This window comes from Halorubrum sp. Atlit-26R, assembly GCF_003666015.1.
In the GTDB taxonomy this organism is placed as follows: Archaea; Halobacteriota; Halobacteria; order Halobacteriales; family Haloferacaceae; genus Halorubrum.
In genome coordinates this window covers 87348-110772 of record NZ_QPLT01000003.1, presented here as the reverse complement: position 1 = coordinate 110772, position 23425 = coordinate 87348, and the positions used below count along the sequence as shown (strand labels likewise).

The following is a 23425-nucleotide window of genomic DNA, read 5'->3' as shown; positions in this document are numbered from 1 at the left end:
GGTTACTCGTCAGGCTCAGAGGTTCTGACGATTTTTACGTCTGCGCCACGCCACCGTTTTGGGACGAGGACGTGTGCGCCGTTGCCAGTGGCTTTCACCTCGCCGTCGATGACTTCGTGGCCTTCGATTTCGTGTCTATCCATCACCTGTGTTTAAACTTTATTTCAACATAACTGTGTCGGTGCGTTGGCCTGTGGGTTGGGAATAAAACAGTGTATTGACGATGATGACGGCGGTGTATCCCCTCCCTACTGCGCTACTCGGCCTTCGGCCTGCGTTGCTCCTTGAGGAAGGGGGCTTACCGCCTACATTCAGCTAAAGGGGAGTAATTCAGTTTACGGCCTTCGACAGCTCCGCGCCCGCTTTGAACTTCACATCCTGCGACGCCCGACTCGCGCTCGTCAAGTGAAGCACCGGCGCATCCACCGCCAACTGCGTCACGAGGAGTTCTCCGACGTTCCCTCCCCGACCATCGGACCGAGACCGAATGAAGGCGTTGGCCACGGGGTCATCCGGGTCGAACAACGACTCCGAGAACACGCCCGCCTCGACTAACCCGTCGACGCTCCCCGAATCCAGCCGCGCACCCCGCAGCCCACGCTCCCCGGACACCGACCGCTTCACCAAGTCGCCGAACCCATCGCCGTCACTGTCGTAATCGAAACAGCACTCCAAACCGACCACCTGCGTCGGACCAGCCATCGACAACACCGTCGCCGAATTCTCGTACAGCGCGGCGTCGTCGATGACCCACCCACCCGTGTACACGAGCTGGTCGTTGCCCTCACACCGCTGGACGTACAACAACGCCGGGAACGGACGCGGACACCGCGGCGGCTGTACCGTCACCTGAGACACCGACACACCGGTCGACGAACCAGACTCGGTTGTCCGCGCCCAAACGCCCGGACCGCACGGGTCGTCATCCGCAGCGACACACACCTTCGCGGACGCGTCCTCCGCCGTCGGGGGCGTACTGAGGACCGTCGCCGTCCCGTCCTCGCTCCGAACGACCTCGAGGCTCCCGCCCGTCGCCGTCGGCTCAGACACCTCCGCAACGAAGTGCGGCGTCGTCCCGCACACCGCACCCGGGTGATTGCTCGGGTCGTCGTCATCGCAATCACCGCCACCCTCCCCAGCGCGCAACTTCGAATCGGCTTTCGAGAGCAGGGCACCACCATCACCGTTCGTCAGATAGGCGATGAGCCGCTCCGGCGTCACCGCCTCACGGATGCTCCCGTTCCCACCCGGAACCTCCGCATCCGGCAAACAGATCGTAAACCGCTCGGCGACCATCGCCTCGCCACCCAGGTACTCGTAGAGCGGCTCAAGCTCCTCATCTGCGTCCTCAGTGCCGTCATCGAGTCCGTCGTCATCAGCGTCGGCGTCACGAGCGTATCCTTCTCCCGGGGCGTTGCTCCGCGACGAGTTGTGGTTCTGCGCCATCACCGGCGACGACGTAACCCACCCCTCCAGCTCTACGTCTCCGAGCTGCCCGCCCGACACCGCCGGCGCCAGCCGACTCACGTGCGGCTCACCGACGACGAACTCGCCCACGCTCGCCGCCTGCGTTCCCGCGAACGCCGCCGCAGGCGACGCCCCCGTGTTCGTCACCGCCGACGCCACGCGACTCAGACACCCGGCGAGCGACCCAACCGCGACGACACCCCCTACCGCGAGGAGGTGACGGCGACTAACGGTCTCGTGTGGCGTATCACGCAGGATGTCGGTGGTCCTTCGGAAGCTCATTATCGAATACAGTAGGAGCGCCATAATCATAACTATATTTATAATTCCGGGATGGGGTTTTGCGTCGGGAACCGACGTCCGTGCTTCCGTGTTCGCCCTCCGCTTCTCGGCGAGTGGCTCCCTGTTCGCGTCTAAGAGAGTCGTCGAGTGCGCGCGTGAACGTCTGGACGCCGACGAATCGGGGCACGCGCTCGCAGTAGGCGTCGTAGGCGTCGCCGTAGGTGTCGCGGAGCCAAGCTTCCTCGGCGAGCACTTGGAGAACGGTGACCGCGGCGAACTCGACGGTCAGCACAGCGACGAGCGGGGAGTTCGCGAGGACGGCGAACGCGACCACGATACCGACGGCCCAGACCACGAGGTGCCAGGGGGCCGCGAGCGGCCCGGCGTCCCAGTCGAGGACGCCGATCGCGAACACCGCGGGCAGCAGCGGGCGACTGAGCGCGAGGTAGACGCGGCGCTTCCGCTCGTCGTCGCCGGCGGGCCAGAGCCGACGCTCGGGCGCGAGCAGGGAGACGACCATCAGCGCCGAGAGCCCGAGGAGGCAGCCCGCCGCGACGGCGAACGCGACGAGTTCGAACACCGAATCCAGTTGGATAGGCGACAGTTTTGATCTGTCGGCCGGACCCGTCCCGCGTCGAGACGCGCTCGCTCGGGAACTCCGGGGTCAGTCGCCGTCGCGGATCAGCATCACCTTCACGCGGCGAACGGCGTCGAAGTCGCGGAGCCGGTACGTCAGTTTACGGACCCGAGCGGCGTCTCCCCGGCAGAACAGCGATTCGAGACACCACTCGCCCTGATGGGTGTGGCTCGTGTTGAGGATCACGTCCTGGTACTCGTGTTGGGCGCCGTGGAGCTCCCGGATCACGTCGTGGTGGCGGTAGTCGAAGCCGACGAGCGCGACGACCTCGCCGGAGGTGTCTTCGAGCCGCGAGTGCGACTCGACGAACTCCCGCATCGCCTCTCGCACCGCCCGCGACCGGTTCTCGATCCCCTCGTCTCCCCACGCCCGATCGAACTCCTCGATCAGCCCGTCGGGGACGTTGAAACTCGTTCGCATCACCTCGCCGTCGAACCCGCGGACACAAGAGGGCCGCTATCAGTCGCCGTCAGGTCCCGGCGCGTCGCCGACTTCCCCGACGCGTAGATTTACCTCGGGCGACGGCGTGCGGCCGGTCGTGGTATCGCTCTCGTCGTTCGCGGGCGCCGACTCGGGGATCGTTCGAGAGCGACCCTTCCAGCTGCTGTTGCTCATCAACGTCCTCCCGCCGCTCGGCACCGCGCTCCTCTCGCCGGTGCTGGGCAGCCTCGTCGAGCCGCTCGGCGCCTCCGCGGCGAACATCGGCCTCATGATGTCGGCGTTCACCGCGCCGTCGATATTCGTCATCCCGATCGCGGGCGTCGTCTCCGATCGGTACGGGCGCCGCCCGGTGCTGCTCTTCGGGCTCGTCTGGTTCGGACTCACCGGCACCGCCGTCGCCTTCGTCTCGACGTTCGGCGCGGCGCTCGCCTTACGCGCGCTCCAGGGGATCGGCTTCGCCGCGCTCACGCCGATCATCATCACCAGCCTCGGCGACCTGTACGCGGGCACCAAGGAGGCGACCGCCCAGGGACTCCGGTTCACCGGTTCGGGGCTCTCCCAGACGGCGTTCCCGCTCGCCGCGGGGGTGCTCGTCGGGATGGCGTGGCAGTACCCGTTCCTGCTGTACGCCGTCGCCTTCCCGATCGCGGCGGTCGTCTACCTGTACTTCGAGGAGCCGCTCGACGAGGCGGGCGGAGTGGGATCCGGGGATGACGGGGAGGGAGACGGGACGGACGGGGAGGGAGACGGGGCAGACGGGGAGGGAGACGAGGCGGGGATCCGGGCGCAGATCGGCGACATGCGCGGGCTCGTCGCCCAGCGCCGCGCGTGGACCATGGTTGTCGCCCGCGGGAGCGCGAACGTCGCGTGGTTCGGCTTCCTCACGTACAACTCGATCCTCGTCGTCGACGTGCTCGGCCACACGCCGGCGGAGGCGGGGGCGCTCGCGGCGCTCGCGAGCCTCACGTACGCGCTCGCGGCGACGCAGGCGGGCCGGATCGCCGACGTCTTCGACGACCGGCTCTACCCGCTCGTGGCGACGAACCTGTCGATGGGCGCCGGGCTCGCGCTCGCCTTCCTCGCCCGGTCGCTCCCGGTCGCCGCCGTCGGCGTCGCGCTCATGGGGATCGGGTTCGGGCTCGTGCTCTCCATCTACCGGAGCGTCATCACGACGCTCCCGCCGCCGGACCTGCGCGGGGGGCTGGTCAGCCTCGGCGAGGGGACGGGACGCGCGGCCGCGACGGCGACTCCGATCGTCATGGGCGCCGCCGTCGCGCTGGCGACCCGTCCGCTCGGGTTCGAGACCGCGGTCCGCGCGGTCGGCGTCGGCGCCGGCGTCGTCGGCGCCGGCGTCGGGATCGCCTGTCTGCTCCTGATGAGCGCATCGCCGCCGATACGGACGGCGGAGTAGGGCGGCTCGTCCGCTCCGATGACCGCGACCCCCGGGAGCTTTGTCGGCCGCCCGCGGCGCGTCGACCATGTCCGCCATCGACGTCGCCGTCCTCGACCACCACGCGCACGGCATCCCCGCGGCCGACTACGCGGAGCTACTCTCCCGACGACTCCCCGACCGCGAGGTGCGCCTCGCGGCGACGCCGGACGAACACCGCCGCTACCTCCGCGAGGCGACGGTCGTCGCCGGGAAGCGTATCGGGGCCGACGAGGTCGCGGCCGCGGAGAACCTCCGGCTGTTCGCGTGTAACTCCGCGGGCGTCGATCACCTCCCGCTGGACGCGCTCGCCGAGCGCGGCGTCGCGGTGACGAACGCCTCGGGCGTCCACGCTCCGAACGTCGCCGAACACGTCCTCGGCTGGGTGCTGACGTTCGCGCGCCGGCTCGACGAGGGGCGCCGCCGTCAGCGGCGCCGAGAGTGGCGGCGCTTCCAGTCGTTCACCGAGCTCGCCGGCAGCACCGCCACGGTGGTCGGCCTCGGCGCGATCGGCCAGGCCGTCGCGGAGCGGTTCGCGGCGTTCGACGTCGACACGATCGGGGTTCGCTACTCGCCGGAGAAGGGCGGTTCGACCGACGAGGTGGTCGGCTACGACGACCTCCCGGACGCCCTGCCGGGGACGGACGTGCTGGTCCTCGCGTGCCCGCTGACGGAGACGACCGAGGGGCTGATCGGCGAGGCGGAGCTCGACGCGCTGTCGACCGACGCGGTCGTCGTCAACGTGGCGCGCGGTGGTGTGATCGACACGCCCGCGTTGGTGGACGCTCTCCGGTCGAACGCGCTCCACGGCGCCGCGCTCGACGTCACAGACCCCGAGCCGCTCCCGAGCGACCACGACCTGTGGGGGTTCGAGAACGCCTTCCTGACGCCGCACGTCGCGGGCCACACGCCGCGCTACTGGGAGCGGCGCGCGGACGTCCTCGTCGAGAACCTCGAACGGATCGCAGAGACCGGCTCGTACGAGGGGCTAAAGAATGAGGTGGCGTGAAAACGGGGTTCGGACGGATCGCAGAGGGGCTCCCTACTGATACGCCTGAAGCCCGGTGAGGTCCTCGCCGAGGATCAGGGTGTGGATGTCGTGGGTGCCCTCGTAGGTGTACACCGTCTCCATGTTCGCCATGTGGCGCATCGGCGAGTAGTCGGCCGTGATCCCGTTGCCGCCGAGCATCTCGCGGGCGATGCGCGACTGGTCGCGGGCGGTGCGGACGTTGTTCCGCTTCGCCATCGAGACGTGTTGCGGCCGCATCTCGCCCGCCTCCTTGAGGTCCGCGAGCCGGTGGGCGAGCAGCTGCGCGAGCGTGATCTGCGTCGCCATCTCCGCGAGCTTCTCCTGTTGCATCTGGAAGCCGCCGATCGGCTTGCCGAACTGCTCGCGGTCGGTCGCGTACTCGCGCGCGACCTCGAAGCAGTCCGCCGCCGCGCCGACTGCGCCCCACGCGATTCCGTACCGGGCCTGCGTCAGACAGGACAGCGGCCCCTTCATCCCCTCGACGCCGGGGAGGCGGTTCTCGGCGGGGACGCGGACGTTCTGGAGGCTGATCTCGCCGGTGATCGACGCTCGCAGGCTGAGCTTCTCGTCGATCTTGTTCGTCGTGACGCCGTCCCGGTCGGTCTCGACGAGGAACCCGCGGACGGGCGTCCCCTCCTCCCCGTGGTCCTTCGCCCACACGACCGCGACGTCCGCGATCGGGGAGTTCGTGATCCACGTCTTCGAGCCGTTCAGGACGTACTCGTCGCCGTCGGGCTCGGCCATCGTCTCCATCGCCGAGGGGTTCGAGCCGTGCTCAGGCTCCGTGAGTCCGAAACAGCCGACCGCCTCGCCGGCGCCGAGCTTCGGGAGCCACTCCTCTTTCTGCTCGTCGCTGCCGAACGCGTGGATCGGGTACATCACTAAGGCGCCCTGGACGCTCGCCATCGAGCGGAGCCCGGAGTCGCACGCCTCCAGCTCGCGCATCAGGAGCCCGTAGGCTGTCTCGCTGACGTTCGGGAGACCGTATCCCTCGAGGTTCGGCGCGTAAAAGCCCATCTCGCCCATCTTCGGGATGAGCTCCGTGGGGAACGTGCCCTCGATCCAGTGCTCTCCCATGTCCGGGACCTCGCCGTCGACGAACGATCGCGCGGAGTCGACGAGCAGGCGCTCCTCCTCGGACAGGGTCGACTCCATGTCGAAGTAATCCAGCATACGATCGCTTGCGATCCCAAGGATAAATAAGTATAGTTGTGTCGGTCACTCGACCGAAATCGGCGGTCTCGTCAGCCGCTTGAACGGATTCGAGGGCCGGCCGTCCGAGCACGGGCCGTGCCGCGACCGTGGCCGAACAGATATTCCGGCCGAGAACGCCTCAGTCCCAGCCGTCGGTCCCGTCGAGGAGGTGCTCCTCGACGACGTCCATGTCGAGTTCGATCCCGAGCCCGGGGGTCTCGGGCACTTCGATTCGGCCGTCCTCGATCAGCGGCTCGTCGCGCGCCAGCAGGTCGTCCCACCAGTCGACCTCCAGCGCGTGGTACTCCAAGAGGTCGAAGTTCGGCGTCGCGGCGCCGAGGTGGACGCACGCCATCGTCCCGACCGGGCTACAGACGTTGTGCGGCGACATCGGCATGTAGTTCTCCTCCGCGCGGTCGGCGATCCGCATCGTCTCCGTGAGGCCGCCGACGGTCGTCGGGTCGGGGGTGACGATGTCGACGCCGTGGTCGTAGATCAGGTCCGACAGCTCGAACACGCGGAAGCGGTTCTCGCCGGTCGCGACCGGGGTCCGCGTCGCCTTCGTCACCTCCTTTTGCGCCTCCATGTTCTCCGGCGGGATCAGGTCCTCCAACCACATCAGGTCGAACTCCTCTAACTCGTGGGCGAGCCGCTTCGCGCTCTCGACGGAGTAGTCCCAGTGGCAGTCGAACGCGAGGTCGACGTCGTACCCGATCTCGTCGCGCACGGCCGCGACGATCTCCCGTTTCTCCCGGATCGCCGCGTTCGTCAGGCGCCCGTTGTACGGGTCGTTCTCGTTGTCCGCCGGCAGGTCGAGGTCGAACTTCAGCGCGGAGAATCCCATGTCGGTGACGCGCGCGGCCTCGGCCGCGTACGCCTCGGGGGAGTACGCCTCGGCGTCGGCGTAGGCGGTCGCGCCGTCCTCGACCGCGTACGCCTCGCCGGCGTGGCAGTCGCAGTAGAGCCGGACCTCGTCGCGGTACTTCGAGCCGAGCAGCTGGTAGACCGGGAGGCCGAGGATCTTCCCGGCGGCGTCAAGCAGCGCGATCTCGATGCCGGACGCCGCGGTGACGACCTTCCCGGTCGTGCCGCCGTGCCCCGACATCTCCTGGAAGATGTAGCGCACCAATCGCTCGACGTCGAGCGGGTTCTCGCCGACGAGGAACCGGTTCGTGTACTCGACGAGCTCCGGGACGCCGCCGCCGCGGTACGCCTCGCCGATCCCGGTGACGCCGGCGTCCGTCTCCACTTTGATCAGGTTCCACTCGAAGTTCCCCTCGACGACGCAGGCGTCGAGGCCGGTGATCTGTACGTCTCGGTCCGGGTCGCGGGTGTCGATCTGGTCTGAGTAGTCTCGCATGTGTGTTGTGTGGAGTGGGAAGTCAGTCGTCTCTGAACCGTTCCAACGCGTCTTTATCGAGCGGGACGCCGTGGCCGGGGCGGTCGGGGAGGTCGATGGTGCCGTCGTCGCCGGGTTTCACCGGATCGGCGACGACGTCGTCGAACGCCTTCACGTCCATGTCGCGGTAGAAGTACTCCACCCAGAGCCCGTTCTCGATGGCCCCGAGCAGGGAGGCGTGGATGTTCCAGTTGTAGTGGGGCGCGATCTGGATGTCGTACGCCGAGGCGTGGTTGGCGATCTTCAGCCACTCCGTGACGCCGCCGCAGACGGTGACGTCGGGCTGGAGGATCGTCGCCGCGCCCGTGTCGGCGAGCCGGGCGAAGCTGTGGCGTGTCCCCTCCAGCTCGCCGGTCGCGACGGGGTAGTCGAGCCCGTCGTTCACCTCCGCCATCGTGTCGACGCGGTCGATCATCACGGGCTCCTCGATGAAGTACGGGTCGTACGGCGCGAACGCGCGGCAGTTGCGGAGCGCCTCCGTGCTGGACTCCCAGACGCCGTTGGCGTCGAGCAGCAGGGTCCGGTCGTCGCCGATCTCGTCGCGCACGGCGGCGACGCGCTCGGCCTCCTCGTCGGCCGAGAGGCGGCCGACCTTCATCTTCACGACGTCGTGGCCCTCGTCGAGGTAGCGCCGCATCTCGCCGCGGAGCGCCTCGTGGCCCTTCTCATCGCGGTAGTAGCCGCCGCTGGCGTACGACGGCACCGACTCGGAATGCCCGCCGAGCAGCTTGTGAAGCGGCATGTCGGCGGCCTTCGCCTTCACGTCCCAGAGCGCGATGTCGACCGTCGAGATGGCGCGCAAGAAGAGGCCGGTGCGTCCGATCTGGACGTTCCCTTCGTACATCTCGTGCCACAGGCGCTCGGTGTCGCGTGGGTCTTCGCCGACGAGCAGCGGTTCGAGCAGCGACTCGACCGCGTCGGCGATGAGGCCCGCCCCCTCGTACCCCAGCGAGTAGCCGACCCCCTCGTGGCCGGTGTCCGTCCGCACGTACGTGATCGCGTGGTCCCGGTAGGTGAGCGTCCGGTTGGAGAAGGAGACGGGCGACTCCAGCGGCAGCTTGATCGGGAACGACTCGACTTCTGTTATCTGCATGGGTGGTGCGGCGTCACACGGGTACAAGTAGACCGCTGTATCGGCAATGTTCTCAGCCGCGGCGACAGCGACCTCGCCGACGCCGGCCACCCGCAGCTTTTGTACCGGCGGCGCGAGGGCCCCCACATGGAGTTTCCCGACCGATCCGACGTAGACGGGCTCATCGACCCGCAGCCGCTCCCCGGGTTCGCGCGGGTGCGATACGAGCCGCGCACGGAACGCCTCGACGACCCCGTCGGGGCGGCCCGGGGGTCGCTCGACGCGCTCGACCTCGACGACCTCCCGGCCGGCGCGACCGTGGCCGTCGGGGTCGGCAGCCGCGGCATCGACCGCATCGACGAGGTCGCTGCGGCGGTCGTCGACGAGGTCGCCGAGCGCGGCTTCGACCCCGTGGTGGTCCCCGCGATGGGCAGCCACGGCGGCGCGACCGCCGAGGGACAGCGCGAGGTGCTGGCGGCGCTCGGGATCACCGAGGAGACGGTCGGTGCGCCGATCGACGCGCGCATGGACGCCGCGGAGCTGGACACGGTCTCCGTGGGCGACGCGGAGACGCCGGTGTACTTCTCGGAGGCGGCCCTCGAAGCCGACGCGGTGCTGGTGGTGAACCGCGTGAAGGCCCACACCAACTTCACCGGGCCGATCGAGAGCGGGCTCGCGAAGATGACCGTCGTCGGCCTCGGGAAGCAGCGCGGCGCGAAGTCGTTCCACTCGACGGCGATCGCCGAGGGGTACGTCGAGACGCTGACGGCCGCGCTCGACGTCATCGAGCGGGAGACCCCGATGGTCGGCGGGATCGCGCTCGTGGAGAACTTCGAGGAGGAGATCGGTCACCTGGAGGCCGTCCCCGCGGGCTCGTTCCTCGACCGCGAGCCGGCGCTGTTGGAGCGCGCGTACGACGAGATGCCGACGCTCCCGGTCGACGACGTCGACCTCCTCGTCATCGACGAGATCGGCAAGGAGATCTCCGGCGCCGGGATGGACACGAACGTGATCGGTCGCTACCGCGTCCTCAACGCGCCCGACCCGGAGACGCCCGACATCGACCTCATCTACGTGCGGGGACTGACCGAGGCGACGAAGGGGAACGGCAACGGGATCGGGCTCGCGGACCTCACCCGGAAGCGCGCGGTCGGCCAGCTCGACCTGAAGAAGACCTACGCGAACGCGCTCACGAGCGGGTCGCTCGCGAAGTCGAAGCTCCCGGTGGTGGCGCCCGACGACGAGTTCGCGCTCCGGACCGCGCTCGCGGCGCTCGGCGGGTACGACCCCGAGACGGTCCGGATCGTCTGGATCCGGAACACGCAGGACCTCGGCGAGTTCCGCGTCTCCGACGCCGTGGTCGACGACCTCCCCGAGGCGGCGGAAGTGGTCGGACGCGAGACGGTCGGGTTCGACGACGGCACGGCGGAGATCGAGGCGGCGGTCGACGGCGACGCGGACGCGTAGCGGTCGCGTCGTCCGGCCGAACCGCGCTGCTCGCCCGTCGTGTGGAACCCGCCACGCCGTCGGGCCGAACCTGTCACGTCGGCGGCCGAACCCCTCCGGTTGCCTGTAGGGAAACGTTTTCACGCCACACTCGGGATGGGTGAGGCATGGACCTACAGATCGACGGGAACGCGGCGCTCGTCACCGCGTCGTCCAGCGGACTCGGCAAGGCATCGGCGAAGGCGCTCGCCCGCGAGGGCGTCGACGTCGTCATCAACGGCCGCGACGAGGAGCGGCTGGCGGCCGCGAAGGAGGAGGTCGAGGCGGTCGCGACCGGCGAGGTCGTCGCCCACTCCGCCGACCTGACCGACGCGGACGAGGTCGCGGCGCTCGTGGAGGCGACCGTCGACGAGTTCGGCACGATCGACCACCTCGTGACGAGCGCGGGCGGGCCGCCCTCGGGCGCGTTCCTCGACACCGACGACGAGGACTGGCAGCACGCGTACGACCTGCTCGTGATGAGCGTCGTCCGGCTGGCGCGGGAGGCGTACCCCCACCTCAAGGAGGGCGACGGCGGCACGATCGTCAATATCACCTCTCGCAGCGTGAAGGAGGCCATCGACAGCCTCGTGCTGTCGAACGCCGTCCGGATGAGCGTCATCGGGTTAGAGAAGACCCTCTCGAAGGAGTTCGCGCCGGAGGTACGCGCGAACGCCGTCCTGCCGGGCCCCCACGAGACCAGCCGGATTCGCGACCTCGTCGAGGCCGCCGTCGAGCGCGGCGACTACGACTCCTACGAGGAGGGGCTCGACGACTGGGCGCAGAATCCGCTCGAACGCATCGGCGACCCGATGGAGCTCGGCAACACCGTCGCGTTCCTCTCGTCACCGAAGTCCGGGTACGTCAACGGCACCGCCCTCCCGATCGACGGCGGCTCGACCGGAGCGAACCTATGAAGCCGGTCGCGTTCGACGAGGCGGAGACGTACGAGCCGGAGGAGGGCTGGCGCCGCGTCTCGATGGCGGGCAGCGACCGGTTCTCCTTCGAGTGGTTCGAGAAGCCGCCGGGCCACAGCTCGCCGATGCACGACCACGAGAACGAGCAGGTGTGCCTCTGCTTGGAGGGCGAGCTGACCGTCGCGACCGAGGAGGACTCGGTCGCGCTCCGGAAGAACGACTCCGTCCTGCTGGAGTCCAACGAGGCCCACCGCGTCGAGAACACCGGCGACGAGCTCGCCGTCGGGCTCGACGTGTTCGCGCCCGGGCGCTCGTTCGACTTCTGGACGGACCGCGAGGAGTGAGATGGGCGGAGCGAACGAGCGGGCGACGGACGGGGTGACCGAGCGATGAAGTACCTCGCGCGCACGGCGACCGGCGAACCCCTCCTCGGCGGCGAGGACGGGTACGTCCCCCTCGGCGCCGTCGAGCCGGACCTGGAGACGGTCGGCGACGCCCTCCCCCGGGCGGCCGCGGGCGACCTCGGAGACGTGTCCGACGCGCCCGCGGACCCCGTCCCGGCGGCGGACGTGTCGTTCGGCGCCCCCCTGGAGTCGTTCGGGAAGCTGTGGGGGATCGGCCTGAACTACGAGGAGCACGCCGGCGACCTCGACGAGCAGCGCCCGGACGAGCCGGCGAGCTTCATGAAGCCGCGGTCGGTCCTGACGGGCCCCGGCGGGCCGATCCGCCTGCCGCCGGAGTCGCAGAGCGAACGGGTGACCGCCGAGGCCGAGCTGGCGGTCGTTATGGGTCGGACGTGCCGGAACGTCGACGAGGCCGACGTCGACGACGTGGTCGCGGGATTCCTCCCCGTGATCGACATGACCGCCGAGGACGTGCTCCAGCGGAACCCCCGGTTCCTCACGCGGGCGAAGAGCTACGACACGTTCCTCGTCCCCGGCGCCGCGCTCGCGGTGCCGGAAGGGCCGGTCGACCTCGAGGGGCTCTCCGTGCGGACGGAGGTCAACGGGGAGGTGCGGGCCGAAAACGAGATCCGGAACATGCTGTTCCCGCCGGCGGAGATCGTCTCCTTCCACTCCGACGTGATGACGCTGGAGCCGGGCGACCTGTTCAGCACGGGGACGCCCGGCGCGGCGCCCATCGACCCCGGCGACGAGGTGCGGGCGGTCGTCGAGTCGATCGGGTCCGTCGCCGCGCCGGTGACCCGGTAGGTCGCCCGGCGTCGTCGGGCGCGGTCGTTCGACCCCCGATCGGCAGACACCTTTATCATCCCCTGTTCGGTTGGGTGACACCATGTACCGCGTACTGCTTCCGGTCGGCGGCGACGTCGACCACGCGCTTGCCGCGGCCGACTCCATCGCGTCGTTACCGAACGCAGGCTCCGACGTCGAGGCGGTGATTCTCAACGTCTACGAGGGGTTCGAGGTCAGCGGCGAGGGCGGCCGCGTCGACTCCGAGGAGGTGTGGAACGAGGAGAACTACCCCGAGAGCGTCGACGACGTCGCGGACCGACTGACGGAGGCCGGCGTCGCGACGTCCAGGCGGCGCGAGCACGGCGACCCCGCCGAGACGATCATCGAGGTCGCCGAGGAGCTCGACGTCGACAACATCACCATGAGCGGGCGCCGCCGGAGCCCGACCGGGAAGATGCTGTTCGGGAGTACGACCCAGTCGGTGCTGCTCGCGGCCGACCGTCCGGTGACGGTGATCCTCGACGAGTAGCTCCCCCGGCGCGGTCTCCTCGGCGGGTGGCCGACTCCGGTGGTGGGTGCTTCAACGGGTAACGCGTTCCGGCGACTTGTTCGATGAGCATCATTATAATGAATATTCCTTCGGTTTGAACTGAAATAAACAGGCACATTGTTAATGATCGACCGGGTGTACTCTGTTGAGTATGTCCGAGAACTCAATCGATCGGCGGAAGTTCCTGTACGGTACCGGCGCGGTAGGTGTCACCGGACTGGCCGGCTGTAGCGGCAACGGCGGTGACGGAGGCGACGGCTCCGACGGCTCCGACGGGTCTGACGGTTCGGACGGATCTGACGGCTCCGACGGCTCCGACGGCTCCGACGGCGGCAGCCAGGACCTCACGCTGCGCGTCGGCACGTCCGCCGGCGGGACGCAGGACGTCGGCCTCGCCGTCGAGCGTGCGGTGAGCCAGGAGAGCGACTCCCTGAGCTACTCGACCATCGAGAGCCCGGGATACATCGGGACGATCCGGCGGATGGCGAACAACCAGTTCAACGCCGGTATCACCGACAACAACTCGCTGTCGAAGGCGCTCGACGAGACCGGCGCGTTCTCCGAACAGCCGGTCGAGCGCATCCCGCAGTACGGGTTCTACGCGTTCCCGTACGCCATCTACATCATCGCTCGCGACGGCACGGGGATCGAGACCTTCGACGACCTCGCCGGCGCGAACGTCTACCCCGCCGAGCCGGGGTACTCGACGCGCGCGACGACGCTCGACGTCTGGTCGCAGGAGCCGACGGCCGACATCTACGACCAGATGAACATCCAGAACATGGGCGTCGACTCCGCGCCCGGCGCGTTCGAGGAGGGGACGATCGACGCCTCCATCGCGTACGGGACGCCCGGCGTGCGGTACACCGGGTTCGTCCAGGAGATCGCCTCCCGTACCGACATCCACTACGTCGAGCCGACGGACGCGCTCCGCGAGTCCGCCGAGTCGTACCCGGGCGCCGGGTTCGGCACCACGAGCTACGACGACTGGCCCATCGCGGACACCGACATCGGCACGGACGAGGTGTTCCACTGGAACCTCGAGGTCAACTACACGTTCAACCCCGAGGCGAACCCGGACGCCGTCTACGAGCTGTGCCGCGTCGTCGACGAGCACAACGACACGGTCAACGAGGGCGAGGCGCAGTTCAACGACTTCGAGTCCACCGCGGACATGCTCGGGTCGGCCCGCGAGAACATCCCGGTCCACCGCGGCGCCGTGCAGTACTACCGGGACAACGACGCGTGGGACGACAGCCTGACCGAAGGCGACAGCGCCTGATCGGCCGGGAACCCGGCTTTCCTCCCCGTTCACCGCGGTGTACCGATCAGTAATTTAAAATCATCGAACACGCAACCGACAACTCAGACACCAACCATGATACTATCAACCACGCCCGGGCGACCGACCAGCCTCTCTGACGTACTCCAGCGCCAATGAGTACGGACACGGCTTCGACGGAATCCGAGTCCGGGCTCCTTCGGGGGCTCAACGTCACGGTCACGGCGGCTGCGCTGCTGTTCTGGGCCGGCGTCCTCTACTGGGCGCAGACGCAGGCGATCTCGCAGGTGCGGTTCGCCACCGCGTTCGTCGGCGGCATCCTGACCGTGTACGCGCTCAACGAGACCCGGCTCGCCATCGCGGACGGCGACTGGATCGACGGCGCCGTGCTGATCCCCGCGTCGCTGGCGCTGATGACCGCGTCGGCGTTCTTCGCGGTCAACTTCCAGGACGTGTACCTCCAGCGGCAGGGGTACGCGCTCGAACACGAGTACATGCTCGCGCGGCTCGTCGTCCTCTCGCTGATGTACCTCACGTGGCGCGAGTTCGGGAACGTGTTCCTCGGGCTCGTCTTCGCCGTGTTCGGGTACGCGATGTACGGGAATCTCGTCCCCGGCGTGCTGGGTCACGCGGGGATGAACCAGGCGACGCTGCTTCAGGCGACGGTCACAGACCTGTACGGGTTCTACGGGAGCCTGACGCAGATCACGGCCTCGTGGATCGCGCCGTTCCTGCTGTACGCCGGACTGCTGTTCGCGTACGGCGCGTTCGACCTCATCCTGCGGGTCGCGATCGTGGCTGCGAAGTACATCGAGTCGGGGATCGCGCAGACCGCGGTGCTCTCCTCGGCGGTCATCGGTTCGATCAACGGCTCGTACACCGCCAACGCGGCGATGACGGGCTCGTTCACCATCCCGACGATGCAGGAGGCCGGGATGAAGGGGCACCGCGCGGCCGGTATCGAGGCGGTCGCGTCCACCTCCGGGCAGGTCCTCCCGCCGGTGATGGGAGCGTCCGCGTTCGTGATGGCGTCGTACCTCGGGGTCCCGTACCTCGACATCGTCGTCGCCGGCCTCGTCCCGGCCGCTATCTTGGTCGTCTCCATCTCCATCGCGGTCCACTACCTCGCCATCTCGGACTCCAGCAGTCAGGACATGGAGTTCTCCGAGTTCTTCGACGAGCGGCTGTCGACGGAGAAGAAGGTGTTCGAGGCGATCCGCTTCGGCGTTCCGTTCGGGATCCTCATCTACCTGCTCGGGATCGCGCAGTACACCGTGATGACGTCCGCGCTGTACACGGTGGTCGCGATGATGATCACGGGGACGTTCATGCCGCCGCTCCAGCGCGGGTACGAGTGTCTGGTCGGGATCCACTCGTGGGTGCGGGACCCCGCCGACGTCGAGATCGGCGGCCCAACCGCGGGCGTCCTCGGCGCCGTCGCCGCGCCGTTCCGGGGCATCGCCGAGTCGCTGCTCCGGTTCCGGCCGCTCGCGACGTTCGTCGACGAGATGAAAAACACCGTTCACGGGATCCGGCGCGGCGCGATCATCCTGGCGCCGATCGCGATCATCCTCGTCGTCATCAGCGGCGTCGTGAACCTCTTCAGCACGACGGGGATCCCGGCGAAGATCGCGCTGCTGCTCATCAACATCTCGGGCGGCGTGCTGCTGTTCGCGGTGCTGCTCGGGATGGGGGTCGCGATCCTGATGGGGGTCGGCATGCCGACGGTGGCCGCCTACGTCATCGTGGCCATCCTCATCGTCCCGACCTTCGTCTCCGACTTCAACGTCCCGGCGATCACCGCCCACTACACGATGTTCTACGCGGCGATCCTGGCGGGAATCACGCCGCCGGTGGCGACCGCGGCGGTGATCGCGGCCGGGATCGCGGAGGCGAACTTCTGGCGGACCTGCGGGGCGGCGATCCGGATCGCCGCGCCGCTTTTCGTCCTCCCGGTCGCGTTCGTCTACAACCCCGGCCTGATCTCGATGGACGTCGGCGCGTACACGCTGTACGTCGGGCTGCTCGTCCTGCTGGGCGCCGTGGCGATCATCTACGGGCTGAACTACCCGTTCAAGATGCGTCCCGGTCGGAAGATCGGCGCGCGCGCGCTGCTCGCGACGCTCGGCGTGCTGATCATGGTGTACCCGTCGAACGTCGCGAAGATAGCCGGCATCGCGGTCTTCGCCGCCGTGTTCGTCGCGGAGAAGGTGATGATCCGCGGTCTCACGCTGCCGTTCGGCAGGGGGGCGAGCCAATGAGCGACGACGACTCCCCCGAGGCGGTCGCCGAGCAGTCGGCACAGCAGGCCGGCGGGCTCGACGAGATCATTCCGGAGCCGCTGCTGCCGGTGTGGAACCAGGTGGAGAAGGTCCAGGCGTTCCGCCGGACGCACGGCTCGAAGTACGTCGGCGCGCTCGAACTGCTCACCGCGCTCGCGCTCACCGGCGGCTACGTCTGGTGGCTCCTCATCTACCTCGAAGTGCTGTGAGGTCGCCGGCGGCGCCGCCTCGCCGCTTCGGCTGTTTTTCGTCCCGGTTCGACCGCGCGCCGCGACGCTGTCCTTGACCCGTCGACAGTGATTGCCTCCGCTCGTCGAACGGGCGTCCGTCACGTCCCCGAACGGTCCGCTCGGTCACACGAACGGGACGCTCCCGAGCGAGCGTGAAAAACAGGTGACCGTCGAACAACGTGAGGGCGAGAATGTACCGCGAGGAAAACCCGCGAGCGCGAACCGGTCAGCGCCCGCCGTCGGTCATCGCGACCGGCTCGTCGGCGTCGACGTCGGCCGGCGCCTCCGCCGCCGCGTCGTCGCTCGACGCGGGGTCGGTCGCGGTGTCGGTGACGCCGAACTCCGTCCAGAGGGTGGCGACGACGACCGCGTACGCGACGAGGTCGTAGTGGACCGCTCCCTCCAGCCCGGTGAACGCGGTGAGGGTACTGTATCCGTACAGCGCGACGACGCCCCCGACGAACGCGGCCTCGTTGGTGAACCGGCCGTCGCGCAGGGCGGCGGTCGCGCGGCGGATCGTCGGCCCGCAGGCGACGAGGAACCCGATCCCCGAGAGCGCGCCGAGGTTGATGAAGAAGTGGGTCGTCATCGACGAATCGAGGATCGACTGGAGGTACTGGACCGTCACGGGGTCGTAGAACAGCCACTCGACGCGGGTGGGGTACAACACCGCGACGTACGGCGTCGCGACCATCAGGCCGAAGAGGACCGCGACAGCGACGCGGGCCGACGCGAACTGCGACGCGCGCCGCGCCTCGAACGCCTCGTCGCCGGGCGCGACGACGAGCCCGCACGACTCGAGCGTCTCGCGGAGCGCGTCGCGCGACAGCGACGGGTCGTGGTGGACGCCCACCGTCCCGTTGCGCCGCGTCGCCGAGGCGTCGCTGACGCCGTCGACGTCGCGCAGGACCGCCTCCAACAGCCCCTCGCGTCGGTCGGTGTCGATCCCCTCGACCGAGAACGTGTCGTGGTCGTGGTCCGCCGGCACGCGGGCCGTTCGCGGTCCCGAGTCGACGGCGTCGCTCGGGGGCGTCTCACCGCCGGGCGGATCTCCCTCCCCCGTCCCGCCGGGCGCGTCGATCCCTCGCTCGCGGACCACGGCGTCGAGCGGCGTCTCGCCGCCGCGGTGGTCTCTCTCTCGCATGAGAGATACCTACGGTTACAGGAGCTTGAAACTTCCCCCCGGCCGATGCGTCACGTTCGGGCCCGAACGCGCCCGGGTCCGACCCTCAATCGTGTCGCGTCCGGTCGTCAGGCGTTCACCGATTCGAGGTAGGAGCTCACGATCATCTGTCCCTTGCGGGTGAGCGCGGTCCCGCTCTCGCCGTCGGCGACGAGGCCGGCCTCCCGGAGCGTGTCGAGGATCATCGACGTCTGGGTGACGTCGCCGGTGACCACGTCGGCGATGTTCGCCTCGCCCCCCGCGGAGTAGATCGACACGAGGATCTCCAGCTGCTCTTCGGTCGGGTCGAACGAGTCGAGCTCCTCCATCGCCTCGTCGTACTCGATCTTGATGTACCGGCCGAGGATGTTGAGGGCGCGCTCGTTCGGGACGGTCGCGATCGACGAGACCGTCCGGCCGTCGGCGACGTGCCGGAACACGAGCGCGGGCCGCTTTTTCCCGCCGAGGGTGCGGTCGGTGCGCTCGTAGTCGATCACGGCCGAGAGGTCGACGGTGAACGGCTCTGGGCAGTTCTCGAACCGGATCTCGCCCGGCGACACCGACACCGAGGCGCGGTGGTCGCTCGCGTCCGTGACGCGCCCGCCGACCTTCGCCGGGTGCCGAACCGTGACGGTGACGTTCCGCAGCAGGGCCTTGAACAGCAGCCTGACGAACTTGTCCATGTCCTCGGGCTCGCCCTCCACGAGCGCGGCGCGGCGCGACCCGTCGCGCTCGTACGCGACGGTGACGCTGTCGTTGAAAAACGAGCGCAGGTCGCCCGGCACGCTCCCGACGACGACGTCGAACACCCGCGAGAGCGGGACCGTCTCCTTCCCGTCGTCCGTCGCGATGACCAACCGCCGCTGGCTCAGCAGGACGCGGCCCGTCACCGGTTCGTCGGTTCCGAAACTCGCCGCGTGGACGCGGCCGACGAAGTCGGCAAGGACGGACTCCTCCATCGGAACGTACTGAGCGCCGTACGCTATTTACTGTTACCCACCTCGTATCAGTCGTGATAACGATCTGTCACTCAAGCGCCCCGGTCGGGTCAGCCCGGCGGACCTCGCCGCCGGGGCGTTCCGAACCCCACCGTCAGCGCGGTCCGAAAGCCGCCCTCGCCGCTGGGACGAGTCGAACGTGTTCGGTTCACGGCGCCCGCTCTCGAAGCGGTCGGGTGGGGAACAGCAAAGCCTAATGAGGTGGGCTCCAAATCGGCAGGTGATGCCCACAGTAGAATACCTCAACTACGAAGTGCTCGACGACCACGGCTGGTCGATGGACGACGACAACCTCTTCGAGGAGGCCGCCGACGCCGACCTCGACGCCGAGGACTACGGCACCCTCGAAGTGAACCAGGGCGAATACATCCTCGAATCGGCCGAGGCGCAGGGCTACGACTGGCCCTTCTCGTGCCGCGCCGGCGCCTGCGCGAACTGCGCGTCCATCGTCAAGGAGGGCGACATCGAGATGGACATGCAGCAGATCCTCTCCGACGAGGAGGTCGAGGAGAAGAACGTCCGCCTGACCTGTATCGGCAGCCCGGCCACCGACGAGGTCAAGATCGTCTACAACGCGAAACACCTCGACTACCTGCAGAACCGCGTCATCTAAGCGGCTCTCTCCTGCGGTGACGAGCCGTTCTCACGCGGGATCGCGCCGCTCGCGGTCCTCGCACCTCTCCCCGCTTCGGTAGCGGTGAGTCCCCCACTCGCCGACCGTATTTCTCGGTGCCCGCGTCGCGCCCCCTCCGTCGCCCGAACAGGTTCGGGCGAGTTTCGCGGCCGTGAGAACGCGCGAAACCCCGTTCGGGGGACCGTCCGTACCGGGGGTATGGTCGAGAAGACGGACCGAAGCGAGGACGCGAACGGCGTTCGGTCGGCCGACGGCCGCCGATTCGAGGTGTTCGTCCGCGAGGCGGAGTCGGACCCGCTCCGCCACGTCGGCACCGTCGCCGCGCCGACGCCGGACGCCGCCCACGAGGAGGCGAGCAAGCTCTTCGCGTGGTACGCCCGCGACGTCTGGGTGTGTCCGGCCGCGGAGGTGTCCCGGTACTCCGCCGAGTCGCTCGCGGACGACGGGCCCGGGGCGTCGGGAGACTCCGAGGCGGCCGACGGAGACCACGCCGAGCCGGCGGAGGACGCCGACGAGCCGCGCGTCTACGAGGAGACCGAGGGGACGCCGACGGTCTCGTGCGGCGGGGCGCCGGTCGACGACGGGGAGGACGCCGCGGAGCCGCCCGCGGAGGGGTCGCGATGATCTCCGTCAGCAAGCTGCTGTGCGGGCTCGACGCCGAGAGCGACGGGCTCCGATACGACGCGGCCGACGGCTCGAAGAAGCCGCAGATCACGGAGGAGAAGCAGCGGCGGCCGGTCGTCGTCTGGAACACCACGAAGCGGTGCAACCTCTACTGCGAACACTGCTACGCCGGCGCGGACACGGAGGGCGCCCCGAACGAGCTGTCGACCGCCGAGGGGAAGGCGCTCATCGACGACCTCGCCGACTTCGGCGTCCCGGTTCTGCTGTTCTCCGGCGGCGAGCCCCTCGTCCGCGAGGACTTGCCCGAACTGATCGAATACGCCGACGACAGCGGGGTCCGACCCGTCCTCTCGACGAACGGCACGCTGCTCACCCGGGAGCGCGCCCGCGAACTGAAGGAGGCTGGGCTCAAGTACGCCGGCGTCTCCGTCGACGGCCTCCCCGAGCGCAACGATCGGATCCGCGGCGAGGAGGGCGCCTTCGACGCCGCGGTCCGGGGGATCGAGGCCTGCCTCGACGTGGGGCTCAAGACGGGGCTCCGCTACACGATCACCGAACACAACGTCGACGACCTGGCGGGGGTCGTCGACCTGCTCGTCGACGTCGGCGTCGACCGCTTCTGCTTCTACCACCTCGACTACGGCGGCCGGGGCGCCGACATCTCGAACGTCGACCTGAGTCCGGAGGCGACCCGGAAAGCAGTCAGGGACCTCTGTGACCTCACCCGCGAGTACCACGAGGCCGGCGAGGAGATCGAGACGCTGCTCGTCGGCAACTACGCCGACGCGGGCCACCTCGTCGAGTACGCCGACCGCGAGATGGGGACCGACCGCGCGCGGCTCATTTATCGGTATCTCCGGCGCAACGGCGGGGACCCGACCGGCGAGCGCGTCGCCGACGTCGACCCGGTCGGCAACGTCCACCTCACGCAGTTCTGGCAGGGGTACTCGCCGGGTAACGTCCGCGACCGTTCGTTCGGCGCGATCTGGACCGACGAGTCGAACCCGCTCCTCGCCGGGCTCCGCGAGCGGGAGGAGCGGCTCTCCGGTCGCTGCGCCGACTGCGCGTACCGGTCGATCTGCCGCGGCGGTTCGCGGCTCCGCGCGCTCTCGGCGCACGGCGACCCGTTCGCGCCCGACCCGAAGTGCTACCTCACCGAGTCGGAGCGCGCCGGTGAGGAGGCGCTCGCGCGGATCGAGGGCGCGGACCGGTCCGCGCCCGCCGACGACTGACCCGGCCCCGGGCCGGCTGTCACACCCTGAGCCGGCGTTCACCCCTCCGCGCCGTCGAAGACGTCCGTCACCAGCTTCGCCTGCGCGGTGCGGAGCCGCTGGGAGAGCGCGGACTTGCTAATCTCGAGCTCCTCCGCCAGTTCGCTCAGGCGCACGTCGCGGTCGTCGTCGAAGTAGCCGCGGACGACCGCGAGCTCGAGTCCGCGCCGCTGCTTCGGCGTCAGCGCGGAGAGGTCGAAGGTGACCTGCTCGGTCGCGTCCGGCCCCTCGACGACCGCGAGCCGGACGAGCCGCACCCGGTCGACGACCCCGCGGAGCTCCTCGACGAGCCGGCGGACGTCGCCCCGGTCGTCGACGTACGCGGTGACGAGTATCGTCCCGTCCTCGACGCGCCGGAAGTGCGGGACGTAGCCGAGCCGGCCGAACGCGTGACAGAGGCAGTCCGCGTCGACCTCGCCGGTCCCGCGGCGCACCTCGCCGTCCGGCGTCGTCACGTCGACGACGCACTCGTCGCCGACCGCGTTGACCGCGACCGCGGCGGCCTCGTCGGCCTCGGTGACGATCGGACAAGCGCGGTCGCCGGTCGGATCGACGTCGAGGTCGACTCGCAGGCGACGGTCGCCGTCGGTGCCGGCGGCGTCAGACATGGAAGTCGATACGGACGGGGTCGGTTTTACTTTTCGGCGGATTCCCGGGATCCGGCGCGGCGGTCCGGGTCGGTTCGGAAAAAGCGGGCGGACGGGCGCGACCGCGTCGTCGCCTCAGTCCTCGGACTCGGGGGCGGCCTCCTCGGCCGCGGGCTCCTCGGCGGCGCCCGAGTCGTCCTCGCCCTCCTCGGAGCGGGCGGCGACGAGGGCGCCGCTGGCGACGCTGTACATCGGCTCGTCGGCCGAGCGTACGCCGCTGATCGAGAACGGGATGTTCGCGTCCGCGAGGTGGTCGGCGAACAGGTCCTCGAAGCCGTTCGGGCTGGAGGTACCGCCGGTGACGACGACGGGCACGTCTAACCCCTCCTCGACGTCCTCCTCGTCGACCTCGCGGGAGATGTTCTCGATGACGTAGTCGAGCAGGTTCTCGTAGTAGATGGCGAGCGCGCCCTCGACGCCGCCCACGTCGGTGCGGAAGTCGAGCTCGAAGTCGTCCTCCTTGATGCTCGTCACCTTGTCGACGGGGGTGCCCGTCGCCTGCGCGGTCTGCTCGTCGACCCAGTCGCCCCCCCGGGCGATGGAGAACTTCATGACGGGCACCGCGTAGTAGGCGAGACAGACGTTGGTCATCCCCGCGCCGAAGGAGATGCCGAGGCCGGTGAAGTTGTTGTCGGCGAGCTCGGAGTAGATGACCGCCATCCCCTCGTTGATCGGCTCGGGGTCATAGCCCATATCGCCGAGCATCGACTCCAGCGTCTTCTCGTGGTACAGCGTCGTGAGCGGCGAGTCGATGGGGTCCGCGGGGCTGGAGTAGAACAGCCGCTCGTTCGGCTTCGAGGGCTCGCCGACGACCTGCTCGGTGATCAGCTTGATCATCGGGATGGCCGACGCCTCCTCGCTGGAGAGGATGCCGTGTTGCATCGGCCGGCGGGTCTCCTTGTTGAAGATGTTCGCGAAGTTGAGGGCGTCGTCGCCGACGACGTACACCTTGTCGTCCTTCCGGATGTGGAGGACCTCGCTGCGCGAGAGCATCTGCTCGGCCATGTCGCTGTACTCGATCTCGACGAACGAGTTCCGCTGCTGTACGAACACCGTCTCCGCGCCCTCCTGCCGTCCGGAGAGGATGTTCATCGTGCCGACGTCTAAGCCCTTGGCCATATCCGGGTATTTCATTTCGGACCTGATAAACGTTCGTGGCGGACCGACCGACGACCGTCCGAGGTCGGGCGAACACCTTC

24 protein-coding genes are annotated in these 23425 nt (G+C 68.9%); 13 read left to right on the top strand and 11 right to left on the bottom strand.

The features are described from left to right. Positions 1–2: 2 nt before the first annotated feature. The 4 genes from DVK07_RS04890 to DVK07_RS04875 form a co-directional block, all read right to left on the bottom strand. The gene (locus DVK07_RS04890; RefSeq protein ID WP_121596018.1) at positions 3–143 is read right to left on the bottom strand and encodes a DUF2080 family transposase-associated protein; all 141 of its coding nucleotides are present in this window, start codon (positions 141–143) and stop codon (positions 3–5) included. 187 nt (positions 144–330) lie between these two features. Further along, positions 331–1773 carry a hypothetical protein gene (locus DVK07_RS23570; protein WP_233565380.1) on the bottom strand — a complete coding sequence of 481 codons (1443 nt, stop codon included), beginning with the start codon at positions 1771–1773 and terminating at the stop codon, positions 331–333. Then, entirely contained in the window at positions 1715–2329 is a 615-nt protein-coding gene (locus tag DVK07_RS22035; protein ID WP_147441077.1) for an isoprenylcysteine carboxylmethyltransferase family protein, read from the bottom strand. Before DVK07_RS22035 ends, DVK07_RS23570 begins: the two co-directional genes overlap by 59 nt. 84 nt (positions 2330–2413) lie before the next feature. Further along, on the bottom strand, positions 2414–2806 hold the full coding sequence (locus DVK07_RS04875) for a CopG family ribbon-helix-helix protein (RefSeq protein ID WP_121596016.1): 393 nt from the start codon (positions 2804–2806) through the stop codon (positions 2414–2416). Between the two features lie 118 nt (positions 2807–2924). On the opposite strand from DVK07_RS04875, the gene DVK07_RS04870 reads away from it, so the two are divergent. Both DVK07_RS04870 and DVK07_RS04865 read left to right on the top strand, forming a co-directional pair. Then, complete coding sequence (locus DVK07_RS04870) at positions 2925–4238, top strand: MFS transporter (RefSeq protein ID WP_121596015.1); 1314 nt, start codon at positions 2925–2927, stop codon at positions 4236–4238. A 67-nt stretch (positions 4239–4305) separates the two neighbouring features. Next, positions 4306–5265, top strand: coding sequence for a D-2-hydroxyacid dehydrogenase (locus DVK07_RS04865; RefSeq protein WP_121596014.1), 960 nt, complete (start codon positions 4306–4308; stop codon positions 5263–5265). 33 nt (positions 5266–5298) lie between these two features. On the opposite strand, the gene DVK07_RS04860 is transcribed toward DVK07_RS04865, so the two are convergent. The 3 genes from DVK07_RS04860 to DVK07_RS04850 form a co-directional block, all read right to left on the bottom strand. Beyond that, positions 5299–6459 (bottom strand): acyl-CoA dehydrogenase family protein, encoded by a 1161-nt coding sequence (locus tag DVK07_RS04860; protein ID WP_121596013.1) that lies wholly within the window; start codon positions 6457–6459, stop codon positions 5299–5301. 160 nt (positions 6460–6619) lie between these two features. Then, a complete protein-coding gene (locus tag DVK07_RS04855; protein WP_121596012.1) occupies positions 6620–7840 on the bottom strand; it encodes a mandelate racemase/muconate lactonizing enzyme family protein in 1221 nt (406 codons plus the stop codon). Between the two features lie 22 nt (positions 7841–7862). Then, on the bottom strand, positions 7863–8972 hold the full coding sequence (locus DVK07_RS04850; protein ID WP_121596011.1) for a mandelate racemase/muconate lactonizing enzyme family protein: 1110 nt from the start codon (positions 8970–8972) through the stop codon (positions 7863–7865). Between the two features lie 126 nt (positions 8973–9098). Between DVK07_RS04850 and DVK07_RS04845 the strand changes: the two genes are divergently transcribed. The 8 genes from DVK07_RS04845 to DVK07_RS04810 all read left to right on the top strand — a co-directional run bounded on the left by DVK07_RS04845 (position 9099) and on the right by DVK07_RS04810 (position 16869). Further along, positions 9099–10418 carry a DUF362 domain-containing protein gene (locus DVK07_RS04845; RefSeq protein ID WP_121596010.1) on the top strand — a complete coding sequence of 440 codons (1320 nt, stop codon included), beginning with the start codon at positions 9099–9101 and terminating at the stop codon, positions 10416–10418. A 146-nt stretch (positions 10419–10564) separates the two neighbouring features. Continuing rightward, entirely contained in the window at positions 10565–11353 is a 789-nt protein-coding gene (locus tag DVK07_RS04840) for an SDR family oxidoreductase (protein ID WP_121596009.1), read from the top strand. Then, positions 11350–11697, top strand: a complete 348-nt coding sequence (locus DVK07_RS04835; RefSeq protein WP_121596008.1) for a cupin domain-containing protein — start codon at positions 11350–11352, stop codon at positions 11695–11697. The genes DVK07_RS04840 and DVK07_RS04835 overlap by 4 nt, the downstream gene beginning before the upstream one ends. A gap of 45 nt (positions 11698–11742) precedes the next feature. Then, positions 11743–12564, top strand: coding sequence for a fumarylacetoacetate hydrolase family protein (locus DVK07_RS04830; RefSeq protein ID WP_121596007.1), 822 nt, complete (start codon positions 11743–11745; stop codon positions 12562–12564). Positions 12565–12646: 82 nt separating this feature from the next. Beyond that, complete coding sequence (locus DVK07_RS04825; protein ID WP_121596006.1) at positions 12647–13075, top strand: universal stress protein; 429 nt, start codon at positions 12647–12649, stop codon at positions 13073–13075. Between the two features lie 172 nt (positions 13076–13247). After that, on the top strand, positions 13248–14378 hold the full coding sequence (locus DVK07_RS04820) for a TAXI family TRAP transporter solute-binding subunit (protein WP_121596005.1): 1131 nt from the start codon (positions 13248–13250) through the stop codon (positions 14376–14378). Positions 14379–14533: 155 nt separating this feature from the next. Then, complete coding sequence (locus DVK07_RS04815) at positions 14534–16639, top strand: TRAP transporter fused permease subunit (RefSeq protein ID WP_121596004.1); 2106 nt, start codon at positions 14534–14536, stop codon at positions 16637–16639. Continuing rightward, positions 16636–16869 (top strand): hypothetical protein, encoded by a 234-nt coding sequence (locus DVK07_RS04810; protein ID WP_121596003.1) that lies wholly within the window; start codon positions 16636–16638, stop codon positions 16867–16869. Before DVK07_RS04815 ends, DVK07_RS04810 begins: the two co-directional genes overlap by 4 nt. A gap of 247 nt (positions 16870–17116) precedes the next feature. Here DVK07_RS04810 and DVK07_RS04805 read toward each other — a convergent pair whose 3' ends face one another. Both DVK07_RS04805 and DVK07_RS04800 read right to left on the bottom strand, forming a co-directional pair. Next, entirely contained in the window at positions 17117–18034 is a 918-nt protein-coding gene (locus tag DVK07_RS04805) for a hypothetical protein (protein ID WP_121596002.1), read from the bottom strand. 107 nt (positions 18035–18141) lie between these two features. Beyond that, on the bottom strand, positions 18142–19011 hold the full coding sequence (locus DVK07_RS04800) for a CheF family chemotaxis protein (protein WP_121596001.1): 870 nt from the start codon (positions 19009–19011) through the stop codon (positions 18142–18144). 262 nt (positions 19012–19273) lie between these two features. Here DVK07_RS04800 and fer point away from each other — a divergent pair, with 262 nt between their 5' ends. The 3 genes from fer to DVK07_RS04785 all read left to right on the top strand — a co-directional run bounded on the left by fer (position 19274) and on the right by DVK07_RS04785 (position 21540). Further along, a complete protein-coding gene (fer, locus tag DVK07_RS04795; RefSeq protein WP_004596710.1) occupies positions 19274–19663 on the top strand; it encodes a ferredoxin Fer in 390 nt (129 codons plus the stop codon). A 219-nt stretch (positions 19664–19882) separates the two neighbouring features. After that, a complete protein-coding gene (locus DVK07_RS04790; RefSeq protein ID WP_121596000.1) occupies positions 19883–20308 on the top strand; it encodes an Htur_1727 family rSAM-partnered candidate RiPP in 426 nt (141 codons plus the stop codon). Further along, positions 20305–21540 (top strand): TIGR04347 family pseudo-SAM/SPASM protein, encoded by a 1236-nt coding sequence (locus tag DVK07_RS04785; RefSeq protein ID WP_121595999.1) that lies wholly within the window; start codon positions 20305–20307, stop codon positions 21538–21540. The genes DVK07_RS04790 and DVK07_RS04785 overlap by 4 nt, the downstream gene beginning before the upstream one ends. A gap of 38 nt (positions 21541–21578) precedes the next feature. On the opposite strand, the gene DVK07_RS04780 is transcribed toward DVK07_RS04785, so the two are convergent. Together DVK07_RS04780 and DVK07_RS04775 are read right to left on the bottom strand one after the other, a co-directional pair. Beyond that, positions 21579–22187, bottom strand: a complete 609-nt coding sequence (locus DVK07_RS04780; RefSeq protein ID WP_121595998.1) for a helix-turn-helix domain-containing protein — start codon at positions 22185–22187, stop codon at positions 21579–21581. Positions 22188–22301: 114 nt separating this feature from the next. Next, positions 22302–23318 carry a cell division protein FtsA gene (locus tag DVK07_RS04775; protein WP_193366041.1) on the bottom strand — a complete coding sequence of 339 codons (1017 nt, stop codon included), beginning with the start codon at positions 23316–23318 and terminating at the stop codon, positions 22302–22304. Positions 23319–23425: the final 107 nt, after the last annotated feature.

What these genes read in the sequence shown, in the direction of transcription:
- DVK07_RS04890 (WP_121596018.1), bottom strand. Translation starts at nt 143, where the DNA reads ATGGATAGACACGAAATCGAAGGCCACGAAGTCATCGACGGCGAGGTG.
- DVK07_RS23570 (WP_233565380.1), bottom strand. Translation starts at nt 1,773, where the DNA reads ATGGCGCTCCTACTGTATTCGATAATGAGCTTCCGAAGGACCACCGAC.
- DVK07_RS04875 (WP_121596016.1), bottom strand. Translation starts at nt 2,806, where the DNA reads ATGCGAACGAGTTTCAACGTCCCCGACGGGCTGATCGAGGAGTTCGAT.
- DVK07_RS04865 (WP_121596014.1), top strand. Translation starts at nt 4,306, where the DNA reads ATGTCCGCCATCGACGTCGCCGTCCTCGACCACCACGCGCACGGCATC.
- DVK07_RS04860 (WP_121596013.1), bottom strand. Translation starts at nt 6,459, where the DNA reads ATGCTGGATTACTTCGACATGGAGTCGACCCTGTCCGAGGAGGAGCGC.
- DVK07_RS04855 (WP_121596012.1), bottom strand. Translation starts at nt 7,840, where the DNA reads ATGCGAGACTACTCAGACCAGATCGACACCCGCGACCCGGACCGAGAC.
- DVK07_RS04850 (WP_121596011.1), bottom strand. Translation starts at nt 8,972, where the DNA reads ATGCAGATAACAGAAGTCGAGTCGTTCCCGATCAAGCTGCCGCTGGAG.
- DVK07_RS04845 (WP_121596010.1), top strand. Translation starts at nt 9,099, where the DNA reads ATGGAGTTTCCCGACCGATCCGACGTAGACGGGCTCATCGACCCGCAG.
- DVK07_RS04840 (WP_121596009.1), top strand. Translation starts at nt 10,565, where the DNA reads ATGGACCTACAGATCGACGGGAACGCGGCGCTCGTCACCGCGTCGTCC.
- DVK07_RS04835 (WP_121596008.1), top strand. Translation starts at nt 11,350, where the DNA reads ATGAAGCCGGTCGCGTTCGACGAGGCGGAGACGTACGAGCCGGAGGAG.
- DVK07_RS04830 (WP_121596007.1), top strand. Translation starts at nt 11,743, where the DNA reads ATGAAGTACCTCGCGCGCACGGCGACCGGCGAACCCCTCCTCGGCGGC.
- DVK07_RS04825 (WP_121596006.1), top strand. Translation starts at nt 12,647, where the DNA reads ATGTACCGCGTACTGCTTCCGGTCGGCGGCGACGTCGACCACGCGCTT.
- DVK07_RS04820 (WP_121596005.1), top strand. Translation starts at nt 13,248, where the DNA reads ATGTCCGAGAACTCAATCGATCGGCGGAAGTTCCTGTACGGTACCGGC.
- DVK07_RS04815 (WP_121596004.1), top strand. Translation starts at nt 14,534, where the DNA reads ATGAGTACGGACACGGCTTCGACGGAATCCGAGTCCGGGCTCCTTCGG.
- DVK07_RS04810 (WP_121596003.1), top strand. Translation starts at nt 16,636, where the DNA reads ATGAGCGACGACGACTCCCCCGAGGCGGTCGCCGAGCAGTCGGCACAG.
- DVK07_RS04805 (WP_121596002.1), bottom strand. Translation starts at nt 18,034, where the DNA reads ATGCGAGAGAGAGACCACCGCGGCGGCGAGACGCCGCTCGACGCCGTG.
- DVK07_RS04800 (WP_121596001.1), bottom strand. Translation starts at nt 19,011, where the DNA reads ATGGAGGAGTCCGTCCTTGCCGACTTCGTCGGCCGCGTCCACGCGGCG.
- fer (WP_004596710.1), top strand. Translation starts at nt 19,274, where the DNA reads ATGCCCACAGTAGAATACCTCAACTACGAAGTGCTCGACGACCACGGC.
- DVK07_RS04790 (WP_121596000.1), top strand. Translation starts at nt 19,883, where the DNA reads ATGGTCGAGAAGACGGACCGAAGCGAGGACGCGAACGGCGTTCGGTCG.
- DVK07_RS04785 (WP_121595999.1), top strand. Translation starts at nt 20,305, where the DNA reads ATGATCTCCGTCAGCAAGCTGCTGTGCGGGCTCGACGCCGAGAGCGAC.
- DVK07_RS04780 (WP_121595998.1), bottom strand. Translation starts at nt 22,187, where the DNA reads ATGTCTGACGCCGCCGGCACCGACGGCGACCGTCGCCTGCGAGTCGAC.
- DVK07_RS04775 (WP_193366041.1), bottom strand. Translation starts at nt 23,318, where the DNA reads ATGAACATCCTCTCCGGACGGCAGGAGGGCGCGGAGACGGTGTTCGTA.